Genomic DNA, 21,375 nt, shown 5'->3' with positions numbered 1-21,375 from the left:
AACCCACCCAAGCCCCTGGGATGTAGATTCTTCTGCGCGCTCGCTCGTAATCTGATCGATTGTATCTGGCGGACACGTACAACGGTATATGTCGCCGCATCGCGCCGTAGAAGAAGCCCACTTCCTCAGTACGATGAACCATTTCCGTCATATGAAAATAGCGATCGCCATTTTCGTCGACCCTTCCGAAACGGGCAAGCAACTCTCGCCACTCCTGAGAAAAGGCCGTCCATTCATCAGCCGTAGCCGCGCAACCAGCCATAACGTAAGCATCGCGGTCCGGCCGATAACTTTCGTCAATGTATGCGTGCCACCCCAATCCACTTGCCCCTTCGCAGATTTCACCTTGGAAGAATAGGATAGGTGTTCAGCCTCAATCAAGTGGCGTCACAGACCGCCGACCGTCGCCCCGACCAATTAAATCCCCTTGAAATCTCAGTCAGATCAAAAGCCTTTTCCGAGAACCGGGACTTCCCCACGCGATCTACCCACCCCACCGGATTGGCAGGGCGGGCTCAAGGTTTTCATCCGGTTCCACGACGGATATCAGTAGGGCGAATAGCACTGCTGGCGCGGGCCGTAATAGGGCTGGAACGTGTTGTCATAGGCCCTGTAGGACCGGTAGCGGGCGTAGCACCAGTTCACGTGCGAATTGCCGCCGACATAACGCCGAGGCGGGTAGTAGCGCGGTGCGTATCTCGGTGTGTAGCGCGGTTGGGCCAGTGCTCCGCCGATGATCGCGCCAAGTGCAAGCCCCCCGATGATCGCACCGGCATCCGGGCCGCGGCGGTGGCGGCGGTAATGCCGGTCGCCATAATAGCGGTCGCGGTAATAACGACGCCCTTCCCAGCGGTCACGGTCGCGCCAGTAATATTGCACCTGCTGGATGTCCTGGGATCTCTCGATGCGTGGGGCGCCGATCGAGGGAAACGCCTGGGCGGGAGCGACGCCGCTAAAGGCCGTAATCAGGGACAAAACGGCGACGGCGAGCTTTTTTTTCATAATTCACCTCCTCTGATTTTCCTTGTGAAGAAATGATCCTCCATTTCTCCTGAACCAGAGGTGAATGGTAAATTTTGCTTAACGTTGGCGTGTGTTGAGTTAGCGAACCTGATCCAAGAGGCGCTTGCATTCTAGGAGGTCGAAGAGCGCTTCCTGCAGCAAGGCACGGTCTTCCTTGCCGATGCTGGACTTACCGATCGACACTTCCATGTCGTCCTCGTGGGAGGTGCCGAACCCGAAAAAGCGCCCGCTCGGCTTCACCTTGGGGCGGCCGACGATCTGATCCTCTTCGGCCGTGCTGATCTTCGGCTCGGCCTGCTTTTCGCTGTTTGCCGCCATGATCGCTTCCATCGTGGCGAGGTCGCCTGATGCAATCGCAGAGACGAACTTGTTGCCGTTCGTCTTCAGAAGCTTCTGCACGCCCTTTATGGTGTAGCCGTGATCGTAGAGCAGGTGGCGGATGCCCTTCAGGAGATCGACGTCCTCGGGCCGGTAATAACGCCGCCCGCCGCCACGCTTCATCGGCCGGATCTGCGGAAAACGCGTTTCCCAGAAGCGCAGCACATGCTGTGGCAGGTCGAGGTCGTCGGCGACCTCGCTGATCGTACGAAAGGCGTCCGGGCTCTTCTCCAAAGTTCATACTCCAAACGGCAGGCTGCCCATGCCCCAAGGGCAGACTCATAGCCTCCGATACATGGGCGAATTATGCGCCGAATCGGACATATCTCAACGGTTTAAGCCGAGAGATTCAAGCATGTTCACAGGATTGCGGAAAAGGTCGCGGACTTCACGCCACCGGGCTTGCCGGCTTCAGTTTCGCCTTGCGCGCGGTATGCGCCTTGAGGATACGGCTCTTCAGCACGTTGGAGGCCTTGAACGTCATCACCCGGCGCGGAGAGATCGGCACTTCCTCGCCGGTCTTCGGATTGCGGCCGATACGCTCGTTCTTGGAGCGCACCTGGAAGGTCGCGAAGGAGGAAAGCTTGACCACCTCGCCCCGGACGATCGCATTGCATATCTCGTCAATGACCGTCTCAACGAGCTCGGCCGATTCCGTCCGCGAAAGTCCGACCTTGCGGAAAACCGATTCCGCCAGATCCGCGCGTGTTACTGTCTTGCCGGCCATGATCCCCGCCCAATTTTCGAAATTGATCTTATCAAAGCCGATAGAGAGTATTTTGCTTGAGCGCGAGGGTCAAGCACCTGTGCTCAATCGCTTATTTACGTTTCGGCCGATCGTTGCCGCCCTACCAGCGGACCAGCAATGCGCCCCACGTAAAACCGCCGCCCATGGCTTCGAGCATCACCAGATCACCCTTCTTGATGCGCCCGTCGGAGGCGGCAACCGAAAGTGCCAAAGGAATCGATGCAGCCGAAGTATTACCATGCAGATCGACCGTCACGACGACCTTTTCCAAAGGAATGCCGAGTTTCTTCGCCGATCCGTCGATGATGCGGCGATTGGCCTGGTGCGGCACCAGCCAGTCGAGATCGTCCGCCGTCGTGCCGGTCGCCGCGAACGCGCTGTCGATCACGTCGGTGATCATGCCGACCGCATGTTTGAAGACCTCGCGGCCCTCCATGCGCAGGTGCCCGACCGTGCCCGTGCTCGACGGGCCGCCATCGACGTAGAGCTTGTCCTTGTGGGAACCGTCGGAACGCAGGTGCGCGGTCAGCACGCCGCGATCGGCGATCGTCCCCTCGCCTTCCGCCGCTTCGAGCACCAGCGCGCCTGCGCCGTCGCCGAAAAGCACGCAGGTGGTGCGGTCCTTCCAGTCGAGAATGCGGGAAAAGGTCTCGGCGCCGATCACCAGGACACGCTTTGCCATGCCGCCGCGAATGTGCAGATCAGCGGTCGCCATTGCATAAACGAAGCCGGTGCAGACCGCCTGCAGGTCGAAGGCGTAGCCATGGGTCATGCCCAGCCGGTTCTGGATATTGACGGCGGTCGCGGGAAAGGTGTTGTCGGGCGTCGAGGTCGCGACCAGCACGAGATCGATGTCATCCGGCGTCAGCCCGGCGTTTTCGAGCGCCGCACGAGCCGCCTGCTCGCCGAGAGAGGCGGTCGTCTCGCCCTCGCCGGCGAGGTAGCGCTGACGAATGCCCGTGCGCTGCACGATCCATTCGTCGGAGGTCTCGACGATGTCTTCCAACTCGCGATTGGTCACCACCCGCTTCGGGAGCGCTGCCCCGTAACCGCGAACCACTGAACGGATCATTCTTAACTCACATCCTGTCGTCATGCCGCTTCGGGGCCAGCCGGCGGCTGGCGACGCGCATGGTAAATTGCGAGATCCTGCCGGATCTTCGCGTTGAGATCGTTGCGTGCCATGTCATAACCGACATCGATCGCGGCAGCAAAGCCGTCGGCATTGGCACTGCCATGGCTCTTGATGACGATGCCGTTCAAGCCGAGGAACACGCCGCCATTGACCTTGTTCGGGTCCATCTTCTCACGCAGCCTGTCGAAGGCGGGCTTGGCAAGAAGATAACCGATCCGGGCCAGCAGCGTGCGCGACATCGATTCGCGCAGAAGCGTGGCGATCTGCCGGGCCGTGCCCTCCGCCGCCTTCAGCGCGATATTGCCGGTAAAGCCCTCGGTCACCACCACATCGACGGTACCCTTGCCGATGTCGTCGCCCTCGACGAAACCGTGATAGGCGATGGTCGGCAGGTTTGCCTCGCGGATCAGCTGTCCGGCCTCCTTGACCTCCTCCTGGCCCTTCACCTCTTCGACGCCGACATTCAGAAGCCCGACTGTCGGCCTATCTATTTCGAAAAGTGAGCGCGCCATGGCGCCGCCCATGATCCCGAAATCGAGGAGCTGCTGGGCGTCGGCACCGATCGTCGCGCCGATATCAAGCACGATGCTTTCGCCCTTGAGGGTCGGCCAGATGCCGGCGATCGCCGGGCGCTCGATGTTGGCCATGGTGCGCAGACAGAATTTTGCCATCGCCATCAGGGCGCCGGTATTGCCGGCGGAAACCACGACCTCGGCCTCGCCGAGCTTTACCGCCTCGATCGAACGCCACATGGTGGAGATATAACGGCCGCGGCGAAGCGCTGCACTCGGCTTCTCCTCCATGCTGACAGCAAGTTCGCATTCGTAGAAGACGGACTTGTCCCGCAGCTTCGGATATTTCGCGAGAACCGGCTCGCACTCAGCCTTCAGGCCATAGATGAGGAAGGTCACATCCGGGTGGCGTTCCAGTGCCTTGGCAGCACCGGCAATGACGACCTCGGGACCAAAATCGCCGCCCATGGCATCGATAGAAATTCTGATCACTCGTCCCTGATCCTTATCTTCGCCGAACGCATACCCTGTGGGGGGACCATGCGCCAGTCCTAACGTCTCCAACGGCCCTTCGCTCCTCATGCGGGGCCGTGCCGGCGAATTCGTGGCCAAAATATAGTTTTTGCTGTCGCTTACAACCCGTCCTCAATCCTTTTTCCAGTCCTTGAGGACGGCAAAGGGATTGGGGCGCCCGGACTTTTCATCCGCGTCGGTTTCCAGGTGATCGGCAAACTCGGCGCCCGGTTCGCGCGGATAGGCATCGATCGCAAGTGCCGCGAACTCGGCCACCACTTCGCCGACATCGATCGTGTCGCCGATGAACATTTCGGGAAGATCGGGCCCATCGGGATCGATCACCATCTCCGCGGTATCGCTGGTGACGATCCGCGCGAGCTTCGATCCCTCAGGCACGAAGATCTGCTCGAACTCTTCGTCTATCTTCGATGCGACAGGTTCGAGCGTGACGACGGAGGACTGGACGATATCAGCCTTCACGCGCCCCTTGAGACGCACGCCGTCCTTCTTCCACCGGGCGATCTGCAGTTCCGCTTTCAGCGAACCGACCGAAACGACCTGCCACAGCTTTGCCAGGCCCTCGAGTTCGCGCGCATCGGCTTCGAGCTTCACCGTCACCGCATTCGCGGAAATATTCCCGACCTTGACGGGATAGGAAAAGGGAGGCTTTTCGCCTGCGCCACTATCGTTCTTCATCAAACCTCACTCTTCTCGCGGCAGCGGGTCCGGCAGGGGCAGGACCGCGTGGCCGCGCGAAATCTCATCTTCGGAAATGCCGGCGAGCGCCGTCTCCGCAACAATCATCCAGTCCGCCAGCCCTCGCATGCCAGGCGCATCCTCCGCCTTCGGATAGATATTCCGGCTAAGGGCTGCGGCAAGCGCCTCGCTATCCTTGTCTTCGAGAGCGGCAGCATAGGTCTCCACGCGGCCATAGAACATGCCGGCCAGCTTTTTCATGCGCTTCGGCACGCCCTGGTCGCCGATGCCGAGTTCGCGGATCGAATGGTCGATATCCTGAAAAAATGCGTCGACGATCTCCTGAGCCAGTTCCTGACCGCTCGAATCGGATTTCGCCGTCCGCCTGAAGAACAGGATCATCACGATCGAAAGCATCTCGAAACGGCCCATGACCGTGTCCGGTACGTCCAGATCGCTGTAGAAGAACGGAACGCGCGCCAACGACGTCAAAGTCGAATACTGGCGGTCAACGATCGCCTGGTTCTGGTTTTTCTTCTTGAAAAGGCCGAAGATCATCTGAATTCCCGTTATTTGCCTCCAGGAACGCCCTGGCCTGCCACCGGCCATGTTGCATGGAAACGAAAGCTGGTTTACCGAAGCATGCACGAATTGCAATGCCGTTCCGCCGGATCAGCGAACGGGGTGGGATCTTCGCGGCCTTAACAACAGGTCGGGATCGATCTTATGTCCCTGAATAGCCACAATGGTAGGGTCAGCAGGGGCAGGTTGAGTTTGGGGGATGCCGTTGAACAAGCGGGTTTTCGGATACGAGATGACATTCTTGAGTAAAACCGCGATGGCAATGGTCGTCGCATCCATCGCTGTCTCGGGTTGCACGTCCATGCAGATCGGCGACACCATGTATAACGGCTACGTGGTCGACCAGAAGTCGCTGGAGCTTATTCCGGTCGGGTCGAGCCGCGAGCAGGTACTGCTGACGATGGGCACGCCCTCGACGACGGCAACCTTCGATACCGAGGTGTTCTATTACATCTCGCAGAAACGCACGCGCGCTGCGGCTTTCATGAAGCCGAAGATCGTCGATCAGACGGTGCTCGCCATCTATTTCGACAAGGACGGCGTCGTTGCACGCCGCGCCAACTATACGATGCAGGACGGCAAGGTGTTCGACACGATCTCGCGCACGACGCCGACCGGCGGCCGCGACCTCACCTTCCTGCAGCAGCTGCTTTCCGGCGGTTCCGGTGCCGGTGGGGCAGCAGCCCGCAGCATCCTGTCGAACTTCGGCAGGTAAATACCTCGAACGAAACAAAAGCCCGCGGGGATCGCTCCCCGCGGGCTTTTTTATTTCACGTTCGGGCCAGGTTTCAGCCTGCAAGAACCGCCAGCAGCAGAAGCGCCACGATATTGGTGATCTTGATCGCCGGGTTGACGGCAGGGCCTGCCGTATCCTTGTAGGGATCGCCGACGGTATCACCGGTGACCGATGCCTTGTGGGCTTCGGAACCCTTCATGTGGCGGGTGCCGTCCTTGTCGACGAAGCCGTCCTCGAAGCTCTTCTTGGCATTGTCCCAGGCGCCGCCGCCTGAGGTCATGGAGATCGCCACGAACAGGCCGTTGACGATGACGCCGAGCAGCGATGCGCCGAGGGCCGCAAACGCCGAAGCCTTGTCGCCGCCGGAGATCAGCAGGACGCCGAAATAGACGACGATGGGGGCGAGAACCGGCAGAAGCGACGGAATGATCATCTCGCGGATCGCAGCCCGGGTCAGGATGTCGACGGCACGGCCATAGTCAGGCTTTTCGGTTCCCGCCATGATGCCCGGCTTTTCGCGGAACTGCTTGCGCACTTCCTCGACGATCGAGCCCGCAGCGCGGCCGACGGCGGTCATCGCGATGCCGCCGAACAGGTATGGGATGAGGCCCCCGAAGATCAGGCCGGCGACGACGTAAGGGTTGGAGAGGTCGAAATCGATTTCGCCGACGCCGTTGAAATACGGATACTGGGCACTGTTTGCCACGAAATATTTGAGATCGTTGGAATAGGCGGCGAACAGAACCAGCGCGCCGAGGCCGGCAGAACCGATCGCATAACCCTTGGTGACTGCCTTGGTGGTGTTGCCGACAGCATCGAGCGCGTCTGTCGACTTGCGCACTTCCGGCGGCAGGTGGGCCATTTCGGCGATGCCGCCGGCATTGTCGGTGACCGGACCGAAGGCATCGAGCGCCACGATCATGCCGGCAAGGCCGAGCATGGTGGTGACGGCGATGCCGGTGCCGAACAGGCCGGCGAACTGGTAGGTGGCGATGATGCCGCCGACGATGACGATCGCCGGAAGGGCGGTCGATTCCAGCGAGACCGCGAGGCCCTGGATGACGTTGGTGCCGTGACCCGTCACCGAGGCCTGGGCGATCGAGTTTACCGGGCGCTTGTTGGTACCGGTGTAGTATTCGGTGATGACGACGATCAGCGCCGTCACCACGAGGCCGAGCAGCCCGCAGATGAACAGGTTCGCGCCGGTGATCGGCTTGCCCGCAACGGTGCCGATCGTGCCCCAGCCGATGGTCAGGGAGGTGGCGATGGCGAGACCGACGATCGACAGCAAGCCGGTGACGATCAGGCCCTTGTAGAGAGCGCCCATGATCGAGCCGTTGGAGCCGAGCTTGACGAAGAAGGTGCCGATGATCGAGGTGATGATGCAGGCGCCGCAGATCGCCAGCGGATAAACCATGACGGTCGCGAGGATGGGCGCGCCGGCAAAGAAGATCGCCGCAAGCACCATGGTGGCGACGACGGAGACCGCATAGGTTTCGAAAAGGTCGGCCGCCATGCCGGCGCAATCGCCGACATTGTCGCCGACGTTGTCGGCGATCGTCGCGGGGTTGCGCGGATCGTCTTCCGGAATGCCGGCCTCCACCTTGCCGACGAGGTCGCCGCCGACGTCCGCACCCTTGGTGAAGATGCCGCCGCCGAGACGGGCGAAGATCGAGATCAGCGAAGCGCCGAAGCCGAGCGAGACGAGCGCGTCGATGACTTCACGCGAGCCGCTCGGATGGCCGAGACCGGCCGTCAGAATCCAGTAATAAATCGAGACGCCGAGGAGAGCGAGGCCTGCCACCAGCATGCCGGTGATGGCGCCGGATTTGAAAGCGATGTCGAGACCGGCCGCAAGGCTTTGGGAAGAAGCCTGGGCGGTGCGCACGTTGGCGCGGACCGAGACGTGCATGCCGATGAACCCGGCGGCACCCGAAAGTACGGCACCGATGACGAAGCCGACCGCAGCGGTGCCGGACAGCAGCACCCAGGCCAGAATGGTTACGACGACGCCGACGATGGCAATGGTCATGTATTGGCGCGCCAGATAGGCCTGTGCGCCTTCACGGATATATCCGGCGATCTCCTGCATGCGGATGCTGCCCTGATCGGCAGCCAGCACGGAACGCGTCGCCCAGACGGCATAAATGATCGATAGCAACCCGCACACGATCACACCCATAATTACAGTCATTCGCTTTTCCTCTCCCTTAGCGCCGGGTGGTCCATACCCTCCGGCCGTGCACCCCTGCGACGGCACACATCCACGAGATGAGCAAGACCGCCGCAATACTCCATAGTGCGCATTCCCGCGCAGACGACCGCTCCCCTCCCAAGGAATCCGGGATCGCCTGCGCGGACGGGAGATTGCGGTGGAGATGAATTGGCGTCAAGCCCGAAGGGACAAGACTCTAAGCGGATTTCGCGGAAGAGCGCTTGAACATCAGCGCCAGCACCAGACCGAGGCAGACGATCGTCACCGGCCAGATGATCAGGTTCATGAAGGACCAACCGTAGGCGGTGAACACCTTGCCCGAGGAGAAGGAAGACAGCGCTACCGTGGTGAAGAGGATGATGTCGTGAAAACCCTGCACCTTGTCGGCCTCATGCGGGCGATAGCTGGAGGCGACGATGGCGGTCGAGCCGATGAAGGCGAAGTTCCAGCCGATGCCGAGCAGCACCAGCGCGCCCCAGAAGTTCCACAGCTCGATGCCCATATGGGCGATCACGGCGCAGCCCATCAGGATCAGGAGCCCGGCGGCGACGATCTTTTCGACGCCGAAGCGTGAAATCAGCATGCCGGTGAAAAAGCTCGGCGCGAACATGGCGAGCACGTGCCACTGGATGCCGAGTGTGGCCATTTCCGACGGAAAACCGCAGCCGATCACCATGGCAAGCGGCGCGCCGGTCATCATGAAGGTCATCAGCGCATAGGAGGAGATGCCGCAGATCATGCCGGTCAGGAACCGCTGGGTGACGACGATCTCGCCCAGCGAACGCGCCGGGGCCGAAGCCGCGTGACTGCCGCTCATCTGCGGCAGTTTCAGCGGCGCCAGCATCAGGAGGGCGATCAGATAAAGCGGAATGACGGCCACGAAGGCGCCGGCGAACAGCACGGGCGACAACAGGTCCTTGGTCCAGATCGCAAGCTGCGGCCCGAGGACCGCCGAAACTATGCCGGCCGCGAGGATCCAGGAGATCGCCTTCGGCTTGTAGAACGAGGGCGACGCATCGGCGGCGGCGAAACGGATCTTCTGGGTGAAACCATTGCAGAGGCCGATCAGCAGCAGGCCGACCGCAAAAAGCCAGAAGTTCGAATGGAACAGCGCGATTGCCGCGGTGGCGGCCCCCACCGCTCCGAGAACCGAGCCCAACATGAAGCTCGCCTTGCGGCCGAGGAACCGCGAGGCGATGGCAACCGCGACGGCGCCGGCCGCCATGCCGACATTGAAGCCGGTCAGCGGAGCGGTCGCGAGCGACTTGTCATCGCCCAACAGCTGGTAACCGACGAGACCGCCGAGCGCAAACACCAGAGGCGGCGCCGAACCGAGGACGGCCTGGGCACCGGCAAGCAGAGCGACACTGCGCCGGGCGGTGCTCATCTGTATCTGAAGACCGTCTACCGCGCCGTCCATGCTGCCCCACCCTGTCTTGCCGTTTAGTTTTTATTTCTTGGCTTCGCCGCGTACCTGCTTGGCAATGCGATCGAGGACAGCGTTGACGATGCGCGGCTCTTCCTCTCCGAAGAAAGCGTGAGCGATCTCGACATATTCGGTGACGATAACGGCTACCGGCACGTCCTTGCGCTCGAGGATTTCGAACGTACCGGCGCGCAGGATGGCCCGCAGCGTCGAATCGAGACGCGACAGCGGCCAATCTTCCTGCAGAGAGGCGCGGATCAGCGGGTCGATCTTCACCTGATCGCGCACGACGCCGGCAACGATCGAGCGGAACCATGAGGCGTCGGCCTTCAGATAGGTGTCGCCGTCGAGTTCCTGTCCGAGGCGATGGGCCTCATATTCGGCCACGACTTCCAGCACGCCGGTCCCGCCGACATCCATCTGGTAGAGCGCCTGCACGGCCGCCAGACGGGCGGCGCCGCGCTGATTGGCCGGCTTCACCGGGTGTTCGCCTTCCTTGGCCATCAATCAACCACCGTTCAGCTTGTCACGCAGCGCGATCATGGTCAGCGCCGCACGGGCGGCAAAGCCGCCCTTGTCCTTGTCCGAACGGCGGGCGCGTGCCCAGGCCTGTTCGTCGTTCTCGCAGGTGAGGATGCCGTTGCCGATCGCAAGCGATTCCGACACGGCGAGGTCCATCAGAGCGCGGGAGGATTCATTCGAGACGATATCGAAATGGTAGGTCTCGCCGCGGATGACCATACCTAGCGCGACGAAGCCGTCGTAATCGGTGCCGCCCTCTTCCGACGCATCGAGCGCCATAGCGATCGCCGGCGGGACTTCGAGCGCACCGGGAACGGTGACCACGTCATAGGTCGCCCCTGCCTCCTTCAGCGCATGGGTCGCGCCTTCAAGCAGTGCATCGGACATATCGTCGTAGAAACGCGCCTCGACGACGAGGAGGTGTGGAGCGGTTTCGCGTGACATGATTCACCTTTGTTCAAATCGGCCCAGCATGAGATCGATATCGCCTCAAGGCGGGCCGATAGTCATATGGGTCTCGAGCAGGTGGCGGTCAAAACACGCTCTGAGGGGAATGGCAAGCAATTTTCGCTGAACGCAGCGATGCGAATCGGGAATAGCTGAGCGAGCGACGATAAGATCAGTGCCAACACCGGACCATGGAGCCCGCCATGACCACCATTCCAACCCTCGAAACCGAACGGCTGATCCTGCGCCCTCACCGGCTAGAGGAGTTCGAGACCTATGCGGAATTCTGGGCCGACCCGGACGTGGTCCGCTACATATCCGGTATCCCCTCGTCCCGCGAAACCAGCTGGAGTCGCATGCTGCGCGTCAACGGCATGTGGCAAATCATGGGTTTCGGCTTCCTGGCAATCGAGGAAAAGGAAACGGGACGCTTTCTCGGGGAAGCCGGTTTCCAGGACATGCGCCGGGAATTTCAACCCTCCATCGAGGGGACGCTCGAGACGGGCTGGGCACTCATCCCGTCCGTCCACGGCCGTGGTTATGCGACCGAGGCAGTGGGCGCAATGATCTCCTGGGGCGAAGCCCATTTTCCCGATCGCCGGATGACCTGCATCATCAGCCCCGAAAATGCCGCCTCGCTCAAGGTTGCATCCAAACTCGGCTTCCGCGAGTTCGCCCGTGCCGATTATCATGGCCCGATCGTGGTGCTGGCGCGCGAAAACTGATCGCGCGGCTAGCCGTCAGCTTTTCGCCGGAAATTCCGCAAGCCGTGCGGCGTAACGCGCCATCGTGTCGACCTCAAAATTGACGAAATCGCCCGCCTTGCGATCGCCCCAGGTGGTAACGGCGAGCGTGTGGCGGATCAGCAGAACGTCGAAATCGGTGCCATCGACAGCGTTGACCGTCAGCGACGTGCCGTCCAGCGCGACCGAGCCCTTCGGAGCCACAAATCGGGCAAGCGCCTCGGGTGCGCGAAGACGGATGCGCACCGCCTCGCCCTCATGTTCGATGCCTAGAATTTCCGCCGTGCCGTCCACATGGCCGGAGACGATATGGCCGCCGAGTTCGTCGCCGATCTTCAGTGCCCGTTCCAGATTGACGCGCGTGCCCTCGGTCCAGGCCGCGATCGTCGTCAGCCGCAGCGCCTCTTCCCAGGCCTCGACCTCGAACCAGCGCTCGTTGCTGCCTTCGTCCGGCAGGTTTGTCACCGTCAGGCAGACGCCGCCATGGGAAATCGAGGCGCCCATGTCGATGGTTTTCGGGTCGTAATTGGTGGCGATCCTGAGCTTGACGCCTTCGTCCATCGGCGTCGTTGCCGCGACCGTGCCGACATCGGTGACAATTCCGGTGAACATCAGAAACCTCTTTCGTATTCGAAACAGCTGTCCGGCCCGAAGCTTTCCTCGCGCACGAGCTTAAACTCTGCCGGCATATCGGATGGCGTCAGCGGCGATTCAAGCCCGCCCTCGCCGACAATGCCGCTACCCTGGAAGAGAAGGACGCGGTCGACGAGGTCTGCGTCGAGGAAGGCCTTTGCGACGGTCGCGCCGCCTTCGACCAGAAGCGAGGACATGCCGCGAACCGCCAGGATCGCCAGGAGGATGTCGAGTTCGGTGCTGTCCATGATCTCGACGCCGGCGGCTTGGAGGGCGGCGGCCTTCGGGGCCAGATCACCCGCCGCCCCCGGAGCCAGATCGCCCCCCTCTGCCCTGCCGGGCATCTCCCCCACGGGTGGGGAGATCACGGATGCACTGTCTTGCCCCAAGCTCACCGATGGCGCCGGAGAAACGGGCTCGGAGCCAGAATGAGACGAATGAGCCCGCCGCGATTCAATCTCCCCCCTTCTGGGGGAGATGCCCGGCAGGGCAGAGGGGGGCGTCGCCGCACCCTCAACCTGCAAGACCGAGCCCGGTTCAGCCACAGCAATCACCGGCACGTCCCGCGCACTCTTCACCAGCTTGGAATCCAACGGCAGTTCAAGCCGACGATCGAGCACGATGCGGATCGGCGACCGGTTTTCCAGCCCCGAAATCCGCACCGTCAACTCCGGATCATCCGACAGCACAGTGCCGATGCCGACCAGGATCGCGTCGGCTTCGGCCCGCAGCCGGTGCACCTGCGCCCGCGCCTCGGGTCCGGTGATCGACACTTCCTCGCCGCGGCGGCCGAGCATGCCGTTGGCGGAAACGGCAAGCTTCAGAGTCACATGCGGGCGGCCCTTCGTCTGGCGGGTGAGGTAGGCGGCGAGCGCCCGACGTCCCTCTTCCTCCATCAGGCCCGTCTCTACGACAATGCCGGCCTCGCGCAGGATCGCAATCCCCCGCCCCGAGACGCGCGGATCGGGATCGGTCAATGAGATGACGACGCGGGCGACGCCTGCCTCGACGAGCGCGTTGGCGCAGGGCGGCGTGCGGCCGTAATGCGAGCAGGGTTCGAGCGTGACATAGACGGTCGCCCCCCTCGCCTTTTCGCCGGCGATCTCGAGCGCCTGGGTTTCCGCATGCGGCCGACCGCCGGGTGCGGTGACGGCGGAACCGACGACTTCGCCGTCCTTGACGACCACGCAGCCGACCGAAGGATTGGTGCCCGTTTGACCGGTATGAAGGCGCGACAGACGCAGCGCCGACGCCATGAACCACCGATCTTCGGCAGCGCTCGTCATGGCTACGGCTCGATGCCGGGATCGCGGGCGATCTTGGCGTTGATCTCCTGGATCACCTTTTCGAAATCCTCCGCGTGGGAGAAATCGCGATAGACGGAGGCATAACGCACGAAGGCGACGTCATCGAGGCTCTTCAAGGCCTCCAGCACCTGCAGGCCGATCTCTTCCGACGAAATCTCGTTCTCGCCGGAGCTTTCGAGCCGGCGCACGATACCGGAAACCGCCCGCTCGATGCGGTCATTGTCGACCGGCCGCTTGCGCAGCGCGATCTGGAACGACCGTACCAGCTTGTTGCGGTCGAACGGCACCTTGCGGCCGGTCTTCTTAGTAACCATCAGTTCGCGAAGCTGCACGCGCTCGAAAGTCGTGAAGCGGCCGCCGCAATCCGGGCAGATACGCCGCCGGCGGATGGAGGTGTAATCCTCCGCCGGACGACTATCCTTGACCTGCGTGTCTTCCGAACCGCAATAGGGGCAGCGCATCGGCTCTCCTTGGATGGGCAAGAGGGACCGCGAATGCGGTCCCCGTTGGGGTCACATATACGGGTACATGGGGAAGCGGCCGGTGAGCGCCACGACCTTGTCGCGCACGGCGGCTTCGACGCTTGCATTGCCTTCGTCGGAATTGGCCACCTTCAGGCCGTCGAGAACCTCGATGATGAGATTGCCGATCTCCTTGAATTCCGCTTCCTTGAAGCCGCGCGTCGTGCCGGCCGGGGTACCGAGACGGATACCGGAGGTAACGAAGGGCTTTTCCGGGTCGAAGGGAATGCCGTTCTTGTTGGTGGTGATGTAGCCGCGACCGAGGGCCGCCTCGGCGCGCTTCCCGGTGGCGTTCTTCTTGCGCAGGTCGACCAGCATCAGGTGGTTGTCGGTGCCGCCCGAAACGATATCGAGGCCGCCGGCCATCAGTGTTTCGGACAGCGCCTTGGCATTCTTGACGATCTGGGCTGCATAATCCTTGAAGTCCGGCTGCAGCGCTTCGCCGAAGGCAACCGCCTTGGCGGCGATGATGTGCATCAGTGGACCGCCCTGGAGGCCCGGGAAGACGGCCGAATTGAACTTCTTGGCCAGTTCCTCGTCATTGGTGAGGATGACGCCGCCGCGCGGACCGCGCAGCGACTTGTGCGTGGTCGTGGTGGCGACGTGGCAATGCGGGAACGGCGACGGATGCTGGCCGCCGGCAACCAGACCGGCGATATGGGCCATGTCGACCATCAGATAGGCGCCGACCGAATCGGCGATCTCGCGGAAACGCTTCCAGTCCCAGATGCGGGAATAGGCGGTGCCACCGGCGATGATCAGTTTCGGCTTGGTTTCCTCGGCCTTGCGCTGCACCTCGTCCATGTCGAGCAGGTTGTCACCTTCGCGCACGCCGTATGACACGACGTTGAACCATTTGCCCGACATGTTGACCGGCGAACCGTGGGTGAGATGTCCCCCCGAATTCAGGTCGAGGCCCATGAACGTATCGCCCGGCTGCAGCAGCGCCAGGAACACGGCCTGGTTCATTTGGCTACCGGAATTCGGCTGGACGTTGACGAAATTGACGCCGAACAGCTTCTTGGCGCGCTCGATGGCGAGTTCCTCGGCGATATCGACGAACTGGCAGCCGCCGTAATAACGCTTGCCCGGATAACCTTCCGCATACTTGTTGGTCATGATCGAACCCTGCGCCTCAAGCACGGCGCGGGAAACGATGTTCTCCGAAGCGATCAGCTCGATTTCGTGGCGCTGGCGACCCAGTTCCTTCTCGATCGCGCCAAAGATTTCCGGATCGGATTCTGCAAGCGGGCGGGAGAAGAAGACGTCGGTGTTCGACATGTGCGAGGCTCCTCAAAGGGGTGGGCATTGCAATGTCGCGTCTTAGCCTTACGCCTTGCGCAGAGCAATACGGGGAACGACATTTGCTCGCCGGAAGACGCGGAGATGCTCCTGGAAAACAAAAAAGCCGCACCCTTGGCGGATGCGGCCTTCCGTAGACGAAAAAAAGAAGCAGATCTTATTGCGGCAGCAGATCGTCGTCGGCGGCGCCGGCCGGCTTTTCGATGCCGGTGGTCGTCTGCAGTGCCAGTTCCTGGTTGCCGTCACGCTCGTAGATGTCGTCGCGAAACTGCACGACGCGGTCCTTCGCCGACCAGGCGGTGATGTAGACGATATAGACCGGAACTTCTGTCGTGAGCTTGATCGGGGTGTTCTGGCGCGTCGAGATCACCCGTTCGATCTCCTGGCGCGACCAGCCGGTGGTGTCGCGCAGCAGCCAGCTGATGAGGTCGCGGACGTTCTGAACGCGCATGCAGCCCGAGGATTCGAAGCGCATCAGCTTGTTGAACAGGCCCTGCTGGGGCGTGTCGTGCATGTATTCGTTGTTCGGGTTGTGGAAGTTGATCTTCGTCGAGGCCATGGCGTTGATCTTGCCCGGATCCTGCCGGAACATCAGGTTCGGAGCCTTCGGCGCAAACCAGTCGACCGTTTCCGGAGCCACTTCGTTACCCTTGCCGTCGATCAGGCGGATGTTGTTGCGGGTGAGATAGGTCGGATCCTTGCGCATCAGCGGCACGATGTCCTTCTCGACGATCGAGCGCGGCGCAGTCCAGTAAGGGTTGAGGATGACCTCGTAGATCTTCGAGTTGATGGCGTGGGTCGGGCGGTCGATGCGGCCGACGACGGCATTGGTGCGCAGCGCCACGCGGTCGTTCTCCACGGCCTCGATATAGGCGGCCGGAATATTGACCATGACGTAGCGCGGGCCGAGATCGCCGGACATGGACTGCAGGCGCACCAGATTGGTGCCCAGCTGGCGCATGCGCACGTCGGCCGATATGTTCATCGCCTTGACGGTAAATTCGCCCATTACGCCGTCGGCAGGCAGGCCGTGGCGGGCCTGGAAACGCTTCACCGCACCGTCGACATAGCTGTCGAACGAGGAAGACATGCCCGCCTCACGCGGCAGGTCGCCTGAAATCATCAGGCGCTGGCGCAACTGCTGCACGGACGGATCGACGACGCCGAGGCGCAGGCGCTGCTGGCCGGGATTGACCTCGGGCCAGCCGCCGTTCGCAACGATCTGCTGATAGTCAATGATCGCCTGCTGGATGTTCGCCGGTCCGCCAGCGCCGAGCACCGGATTGTTGGAGACGACGTTGACGGCGGTTCTGGATGCGGCCTTGGCGTCGAACTGGTCGTCCCAGGTGCCGCGGCGAGGCGCATTGATCAGATCGTCCATCGCCGTCTGGGCGAATGCGGGCGCTGCAAGTGCGGCGGCACCGGCAGAGAAGGCCGTGCGAAGCAGGGCACGGCGGGAAAGAGCTTCAGATCCGATCTTCTTCGACATCAATAATACCCATCTGGTCCCGAGCAGCATCAAGGACGCCTACAGGGATATGGTTAAGAACGCGCAAAAAGTTAGCGCAGCCGCACGGGGGCTTCGTCGTCATCGCAATGTCGTGAAAGCGCGAATTCCCGCCGGCCCGTTGCATCCAGCCGGTCCCATAGCAATATGGCCAATTCGTGTCAGGTACTTGCGCGTCACAAAGCCGTGTTGGCACGTGATTTTTTCAGGCGGCATATGCGCCACACCCTGCGAACGCAAGCGATCCCGGAACGGGCTGCGGGATCGTCGATCCGCGACCTGCTTCTTTTACGGAACCGGCCCGGCATTCTGGACAGCAAGCCCTCGTTTGGAAACGTAAAAGCCGTAAGCCTGGGACAAGCGGATTGGCTAAAAGTCGACCGTCAAAGTGAGGAATACGAGAATTGAACTGGTACCCGATCGAAGCCCTTGAGCCTGGAAAACTGGCCGTCCTGCATTTTCGCGATGAGACCGCCCCGCAATGCGTCGGTTATGTCGAACAGGACGGCGTCTGCGGCTGGCCGGAAAAGGTGACGGGCCGCAGACCAGACGGCTGGCTCGACCTCTCCTCGATGTTTGCGGGCATGACGACCGAGATTCGCCGGGCAGCAGCAACAATGTAGGCGAGCATTCCGGCGCAAACGGACATATCGGAACGTATTTCCGACGCCCATGGCAGAATTCGTCTATCAACCCGGCCCCCATACTGGTAGGCACCCCAAACATCACCCATTGGAGAGCTATCGTGACCCAGGACGAAAAATACCAAATCATTGTCAATGCTTTCCAGAACAACAAGTTTGGCGTCTCGCCGACCTCCACACGCGGAGCCGTCCAAAATTATTGCAAAAAGCACGGTCTCCAGGGCGAAGACTATACAGAGACCCTCGCCGCAGCGATGACTGCCGGCTTGATCGCACAGATGGCGGACTCGGCCCTCACCATCCGAAATGCCGGCCGCGCCCTGCTGGCCCAGCGATAGGCTGTATCCGCCAGAGCGGCTACGCAGCCCGAACGCAAACAAGCGTAACGGCGCGTCTTCCGACACCCCGTTACGCTTTTGCGTAGCACCGCATGACTGGAGGTAATGGAGTGTTTCGCAAGCCCCCGGTGGATTAAAGGCGGTAAAGGATCTGGTCGTTCCAGAAGCGGTCGAGGCGCTGGAGCAGCTTGTTCATCTGAGAGAATTCACCCTCGCCGATGCCGCCGACCTTTTCGATCGAGCCGATATGGCGCTCGTAGAGCTTGCCGACGGCCTCGGCGATCTCCTGGCCTTCCGGCGTCAGGCTGATGCGGACCGAGCGACGGTCGATGCGCGAGCGCTGGTGGTTGATGAAGCCGAGGTCGACCAGCTTCTTGACGTTGTAGGAGACGTTCGAGCCGAGATAGTAACCGCGGGAGCGCAGTTCGCCGGCCGTCAGTTCCGAATTGCCGATGTTGAACAGCAGGAGAGCCTGGACGGCGTTGACGTCGTCGCGACCCTGGCGGTCGAACTCGTCCTTGATCACATCGAGAAGGCGGCGATGCAGGCGCTCGACCAGATGCAGCGACTCCATGTACAGGGCGCGAATGGTATCTTCATGCGGATCTGCTACTGCCGGTGCCGCCTGCGGCTTCAGTTTCGTGTTCATCATGACTGCCTCATCCTGTTTTGTTTGGCGGTGTTTGTTTCTTCCCGCCTTGAGACAGACACTATCCAATACGCATAAAATTCGACTTAAAACATAGGCTTAAAAAGCGCTTAACGCGTTTCTTCGAATTCCGGCCCGCCCTCGCCAGCCCAGGATGCAGCCATTCAGATTTAAGATAAATCAATCACTTAGCGGCCAATTTCCTGTCAAATCCGGCCGTCAAAGCTTTAATTTCAGGGTGAATCAATCCTTACCCGCTCCGCCTTGCGGCGCGCCTCGACCCATAAAGAGAGCCGAAATACGACGTAAAGCGCGGCGACGAGGCCGTGCATGAGGGGAACGAGACGGTTGTGTCCGAAGATCTCCGGCCAGACGATATACATCGACACCTGCGAGATTGCGGCAATCGCCCAGAGCACGGGGCCCCAGGAAACAGTGAGCCAGAGGCCGAGCGAAGCGACCGGAAAAAGCACGGCAAGCGAAGACGCCGCCACCTTCCAGGGAAGCGTCAGCAGGTCGAAGCGGGCCATGCCCTTCAGCGAATAGCCAACCAGCATCGCCCAATATTGCAGGCCGAACCAGAAACAGGCGACCGCGACCAGCCTGAGGAAGACGACGTAGAGAATTTCGGTCAGCGTGCGCTTCGGCACCGTGAGTGAATCGGGTTCCATGGGACTACACTAGCCGCCGCGGTGGCCGACCGCCAGTACCAGCCTCTCGCCTGCACGATCGTTCAAGAGCCCTGCGCCTCTCCCTGATAGGGTTTGCCGCCGATCAAAGGAGAAGACATGACCGAGCGCAACTTTTCACATACCCCGATAAACCTCGCCGAGAAGCTGGCACGGATACCCGACCTCTGGCAGCAGCGCGTCGTCGCCGAAATGAACGACTACCAATTCAAGCTCGTCCGCATCGAAGGCGATTTCATATGGCACGATCACCCGGAAACGGATGAAGCCTTCATGGTTATCGAAGGCCATTTGCGGATCGACTTCCGCGACGGCAGCGTTCACATCGGGCCGGGCGAAATGTTCGTCGTGCCGAAGGGCGTGCAGCACAAGCCGTTCGCCGAAAAGGAAGTGAAGATGATGGTGATCGAGCCGCGTGGCGTCCTGAACACCGGCAACGAGGGCGGCGAACGGACGGCTCAAAACGATCTCTGGATCTAGCCGGGTCTCGACTGCGGCGATCGTTCCCATTCGCAAACGGCGTGCTGCATGATAATGACGCGCGCAAGGAAGAGAAGTTGGAGACTTTGCCATGGACAAGACGCATCTGGTCGACGAGATCACCGGCCACCGCCGCATGCGGCGCAACCGCAAGGCCGACTGGACGCGCAGGCTGGTGCAGGAGAACCGGCTGACGGTGGACGATCTGATCTGGCCGATCTTCATCGTTCCGGGCACCGGCATCGTCGATCCGATCGCCGCCATGCCCGGCGTGAACCGCATGAGCATCGACAAGGCGGTCGAGGCGGTCAGGGAAGCGGCCGATCTCGGCATTCCGGCGATCGCCACCTTCCCCGATATCGAGATGGCGTTGCGCGACGAGACCGGCTCCAACAGCCTGGTCGCCAACAACCTGATCAACCAGGCGACCGCCGCTTTCAAGAAAGCCGTGCCGAATATCGGCATCATCACCGACGTGGCGCTCGATCCGTTCACCAGCCACGGCCATGACGGAATTCTCCGGGACGGCATCATCGTCAACGACGAGACGGTCGACCAGATCGTGCGCGCCGCCGTCATGCAGGCAGATGCCGGGGCCGACATCATCGCGCCGTCGGAAATGATGGACGGCCGGATCGGTGCCATCCGCCGCGGGCTGGACGCCGCGGGCCATCAGGATGTCGGCATCATGTCCTATGCGACGAAATTCTCGTCCGGCTTCTACGGGCCCTATCGCGAGGCGATCAATACCAGCGGCCTCCTGAAGGGCGACAAGAACAGCTATTACATCTCGCCGGCCAACGGCACCGAAGCGGTGCGGGACGCGGCTCTCGACGTCGAGGAAGGTGCCGACATGCTGATGGTCAAACCCGGCATCGCCTATCTCGACATCTGCTGGCGCATCAAGGAAGCGTTCGGTCTGCCCGTCTTCGCCTACCAGGTCTCCGGCGAGTACACGCAGATCAAGGCCGCCGCGATGAACGGTTGGATCGACGGCGAACGGGTCATGATGGAGACGCTGCTCTGCTTCAAACGTGCCGGCTGCGACGGCATTCTTTCCTATTTCGCGATGGACGTGGCGAAGAAACTGGCGAAGAACGGGTGACCTTGTTGCCGAGGCGGTTTCATCCCATATCAATGTTCGAGAAACAGGAGATGTTGAAACGATGAGCCTCGACCCGAACCCGACCTATGCCGCACCGGACGACTGGCGCGCCTATAGTGGCGTTCTTTCGCGGCGGGTGTTCGCCTTCATCCTCGACTACGTGATCGTGCTGCTTTTGTGCATTCCGGCCGCGGTCGTGGTGTTCTTCCTCGGCATCATCACGCTCGGTCTCGGCTTCATGCTCTATCCGGCCCTGTTCGTGATCGTCGCCCTTCTCTATTTCGGGATGACGCTCGGCGGGTCGGCTCAAGCCTCGCCCGGCATGCGCGCCATGGGGCTAGCCATGGTGCGGCTCGACGGCCGGCGGATGGATTTCCTGACCGCCATGGCCCACACGGTGATCTTCTGGATCATCAACTCGGTGCTGACGCCGCTGATTCTGCTCGCCGGCCTGTTCATCGAGCGTTCGCGCCTCGTACACGACCTGCTGCTCGGCACTGTCGTGGTACGTACGTCGTAAC

The 21,375-nt window shown here is 61.5% G+C and carries 25 protein-coding genes and 1 pseudogene; 7 read left to right on the top strand and 19 right to left on the bottom strand.

The features are described 5' to 3' along the window. From C5J24_RS32210 to C5J24_RS23595, 8 genes and pseudogenes are all read right to left on the bottom strand, one after another. Positions 1–262 (bottom strand): annotated as a pseudogene (locus C5J24_RS32210) (hypothetical protein); the annotation flags it as partial. A gap of 284 nt (positions 263–546) precedes the next feature. Continuing rightward, a complete protein-coding gene (locus C5J24_RS23625; protein WP_046636536.1) occupies positions 547–1,002 on the bottom strand; it encodes a BA14K family protein in 456 nt (151 codons plus the stop codon). A 99-nt stretch (positions 1,003–1,101) separates the two neighbouring features. Further along, positions 1,102–1,635, bottom strand: coding sequence for a MerR family transcriptional regulator (locus tag C5J24_RS23620; protein ID WP_046624314.1), 534 nt, complete (start codon positions 1,633–1,635; stop codon positions 1,102–1,104). Between the two features lie 154 nt (positions 1,636–1,789). Next, a complete protein-coding gene (locus C5J24_RS23615; protein ID WP_007770264.1) occupies positions 1,790–2,128 on the bottom strand; it encodes an integration host factor subunit alpha in 339 nt (112 codons plus the stop codon). A 121-nt stretch (positions 2,129–2,249) separates the two neighbouring features. Continuing rightward, positions 2,250–3,221, bottom strand: coding sequence for a beta-ketoacyl-ACP synthase III (locus C5J24_RS23610; protein WP_037080647.1), 972 nt, complete (start codon positions 3,219–3,221; stop codon positions 2,250–2,252). Between the two features lie 20 nt (positions 3,222–3,241). Further along, the gene (gene plsX / locus C5J24_RS23605) at positions 3,242–4,288 is read right to left on the bottom strand and encodes a phosphate acyltransferase PlsX (RefSeq protein ID WP_105421421.1); all 1,047 of its coding nucleotides are present in this window, start codon (positions 4,286–4,288) and stop codon (positions 3,242–3,244) included. 153 nt (positions 4,289–4,441) lie between these two features. Beyond that, positions 4,442–5,008, bottom strand: coding sequence for a DUF177 domain-containing protein (locus C5J24_RS23600; RefSeq protein WP_105402975.1), 567 nt, complete (start codon positions 5,006–5,008; stop codon positions 4,442–4,444). Positions 5,009–5,014: 6 nt separating this feature from the next. Continuing rightward, positions 5,015–5,566 carry a ubiquinol-cytochrome C chaperone family protein gene (locus C5J24_RS23595; RefSeq protein WP_105421419.1) on the bottom strand — a complete coding sequence of 184 codons (552 nt, stop codon included), beginning with the start codon at positions 5,564–5,566 and terminating at the stop codon, positions 5,015–5,017. A gap of 223 nt (positions 5,567–5,789) precedes the next feature. On the opposite strand from C5J24_RS23595, the gene C5J24_RS23590 reads away from it, so the two are divergent. Continuing rightward, positions 5,790–6,305, top strand: a complete 516-nt coding sequence (locus C5J24_RS23590; RefSeq protein ID WP_037080654.1) for an outer membrane protein assembly factor BamE — start codon at positions 5,790–5,792, stop codon at positions 6,303–6,305. A gap of 73 nt (positions 6,306–6,378) precedes the next feature. Here C5J24_RS23590 and C5J24_RS23585 read toward each other — a convergent pair whose 3' ends face one another. The 4 genes from C5J24_RS23585 to ribH all read right to left on the bottom strand — a co-directional run bounded on the left by C5J24_RS23585 (position 6,379) and on the right by ribH (position 10,933). Next, entirely contained in the window at positions 6,379–8,520 is a 2,142-nt protein-coding gene (locus tag C5J24_RS23585; protein WP_105402973.1) for a sodium-translocating pyrophosphatase, read from the bottom strand. Positions 8,521–8,737: 217 nt separating this feature from the next. After that, entirely contained in the window at positions 8,738–9,961 is a 1,224-nt protein-coding gene (locus C5J24_RS23580) for an MFS transporter (protein WP_105421417.1), read from the bottom strand. A gap of 30 nt (positions 9,962–9,991) precedes the next feature. Further along, on the bottom strand, positions 9,992–10,471 hold the full coding sequence (nusB, locus tag C5J24_RS23575; RefSeq protein WP_038549009.1) for a transcription antitermination factor NusB: 480 nt from the start codon (positions 10,469–10,471) through the stop codon (positions 9,992–9,994). Between the two features lie 3 nt (positions 10,472–10,474). Next, positions 10,475–10,933 (bottom strand): 6,7-dimethyl-8-ribityllumazine synthase, encoded by a 459-nt coding sequence (ribH, locus tag C5J24_RS23570; protein WP_046636529.1) that lies wholly within the window; start codon positions 10,931–10,933, stop codon positions 10,475–10,477. 206 nt (positions 10,934–11,139) lie between these two features. Between ribH and C5J24_RS23565 the strand changes: the two genes are divergently transcribed. Beyond that, entirely contained in the window at positions 11,140–11,661 is a 522-nt protein-coding gene (locus tag C5J24_RS23565) for a GNAT family N-acetyltransferase (RefSeq protein ID WP_105421415.1), read from the top strand. Between the two features lie 15 nt (positions 11,662–11,676). Here C5J24_RS23565 and C5J24_RS23560 read toward each other — a convergent pair whose 3' ends face one another. The 5 genes from C5J24_RS23560 to C5J24_RS23540 all read right to left on the bottom strand — a co-directional run bounded on the left by C5J24_RS23560 (position 11,677) and on the right by C5J24_RS23540 (position 16,931). After that, positions 11,677–12,291 carry a riboflavin synthase gene (locus C5J24_RS23560; RefSeq protein WP_105421413.1) on the bottom strand — a complete coding sequence of 205 codons (615 nt, stop codon included), beginning with the start codon at positions 12,289–12,291 and terminating at the stop codon, positions 11,677–11,679. Further along, positions 12,291–13,598: a bifunctional diaminohydroxyphosphoribosylaminopyrimidine deaminase/5-amino-6-(5-phosphoribosylamino)uracil reductase RibD gene (gene ribD, locus C5J24_RS23555; RefSeq protein ID WP_105421411.1), complete on the bottom strand. Its 1,308-nt coding sequence runs from the start codon at positions 13,596–13,598 to the stop codon at positions 12,291–12,293. The genes C5J24_RS23560 and ribD overlap by 1 nt, the downstream gene beginning before the upstream one ends. A 2-nt stretch (positions 13,599–13,600) precedes the next feature. Continuing rightward, entirely contained in the window at positions 13,601–14,080 is a 480-nt protein-coding gene (nrdR, locus tag C5J24_RS23550; protein ID WP_007771094.1) for a transcriptional regulator NrdR, read from the bottom strand. A gap of 51 nt (positions 14,081–14,131) precedes the next feature. Next, on the bottom strand, positions 14,132–15,421 hold the full coding sequence (gene glyA, locus C5J24_RS23545) for a serine hydroxymethyltransferase (RefSeq protein ID WP_046636526.1): 1,290 nt from the start codon (positions 15,419–15,421) through the stop codon (positions 14,132–14,134). A gap of 178 nt (positions 15,422–15,599) precedes the next feature. Beyond that, positions 15,600–16,931: a murein L,D-transpeptidase gene (locus C5J24_RS23540; protein WP_105402968.1), complete on the bottom strand. Its 1,332-nt coding sequence runs from the start codon at positions 16,929–16,931 to the stop codon at positions 15,600–15,602. Between the two features lie 422 nt (positions 16,932–17,353). On the opposite strand from C5J24_RS23540, the gene C5J24_RS23535 reads away from it, so the two are divergent. Together C5J24_RS23535 and C5J24_RS23530 are read left to right on the top strand one after the other, a co-directional pair. Further along, positions 17,354–17,572, top strand: a complete 219-nt coding sequence (locus C5J24_RS23535) for a hypothetical protein (protein WP_105421409.1) — start codon at positions 17,354–17,356, stop codon at positions 17,570–17,572. Positions 17,573–17,694: 122 nt separating this feature from the next. After that, the gene (locus tag C5J24_RS23530; protein ID WP_105421407.1) at positions 17,695–17,931 is read left to right on the top strand and encodes a hypothetical protein; all 237 of its coding nucleotides are present in this window, start codon (positions 17,695–17,697) and stop codon (positions 17,929–17,931) included. Between the two features lie 133 nt (positions 17,932–18,064). Here the strand turns inward: C5J24_RS23530 and ldtR are convergent, their stop codons facing one another. Beyond that, positions 18,065–18,580: a transcriptional regulator LdtR gene (gene ldtR, locus C5J24_RS23525; RefSeq protein ID WP_037081118.1), complete on the bottom strand. Its 516-nt coding sequence runs from the start codon at positions 18,578–18,580 to the stop codon at positions 18,065–18,067. 233 nt (positions 18,581–18,813) lie between these two features. Further along, complete coding sequence (locus tag C5J24_RS23520; protein ID WP_046636524.1) at positions 18,814–19,251, bottom strand: DUF6163 family protein; 438 nt, start codon at positions 19,249–19,251, stop codon at positions 18,814–18,816. A gap of 117 nt (positions 19,252–19,368) precedes the next feature. Between C5J24_RS23520 and C5J24_RS23515 the strand changes: the two genes are divergently transcribed. The 3 genes from C5J24_RS23515 to C5J24_RS23505 all read left to right on the top strand — a co-directional run bounded on the left by C5J24_RS23515 (position 19,369) and on the right by C5J24_RS23505 (position 21,374). Then, the gene (locus tag C5J24_RS23515; RefSeq protein WP_105421405.1) at positions 19,369–19,749 is read left to right on the top strand and encodes a cupin domain-containing protein; all 381 of its coding nucleotides are present in this window, start codon (positions 19,369–19,371) and stop codon (positions 19,747–19,749) included. 91 nt (positions 19,750–19,840) lie between these two features. Beyond that, positions 19,841–20,854, top strand: coding sequence for a porphobilinogen synthase (gene hemB / locus C5J24_RS23510; protein WP_105421403.1), 1,014 nt, complete (start codon positions 19,841–19,843; stop codon positions 20,852–20,854). Positions 20,855–20,915: 61 nt separating this feature from the next. After that, a complete protein-coding gene (locus C5J24_RS23505) occupies positions 20,916–21,374 on the top strand; it encodes an RDD family protein (protein ID WP_105421401.1) in 459 nt (152 codons plus the stop codon). Position 21,375: the final 1 nt, after the last annotated feature.

It is taken from the genome of Neorhizobium sp. T25_27 (assembly GCF_002968565.1).
GTDB classification, from domain to species: domain Bacteria; phylum Pseudomonadota; class Alphaproteobacteria; order Rhizobiales; family Rhizobiaceae; genus Neorhizobium; species Neorhizobium tomejilense.
The sequence above is the reverse complement of the archived record's forward strand: the minus strand, read 5'-3'. Positions and strand labels throughout refer to the sequence as shown.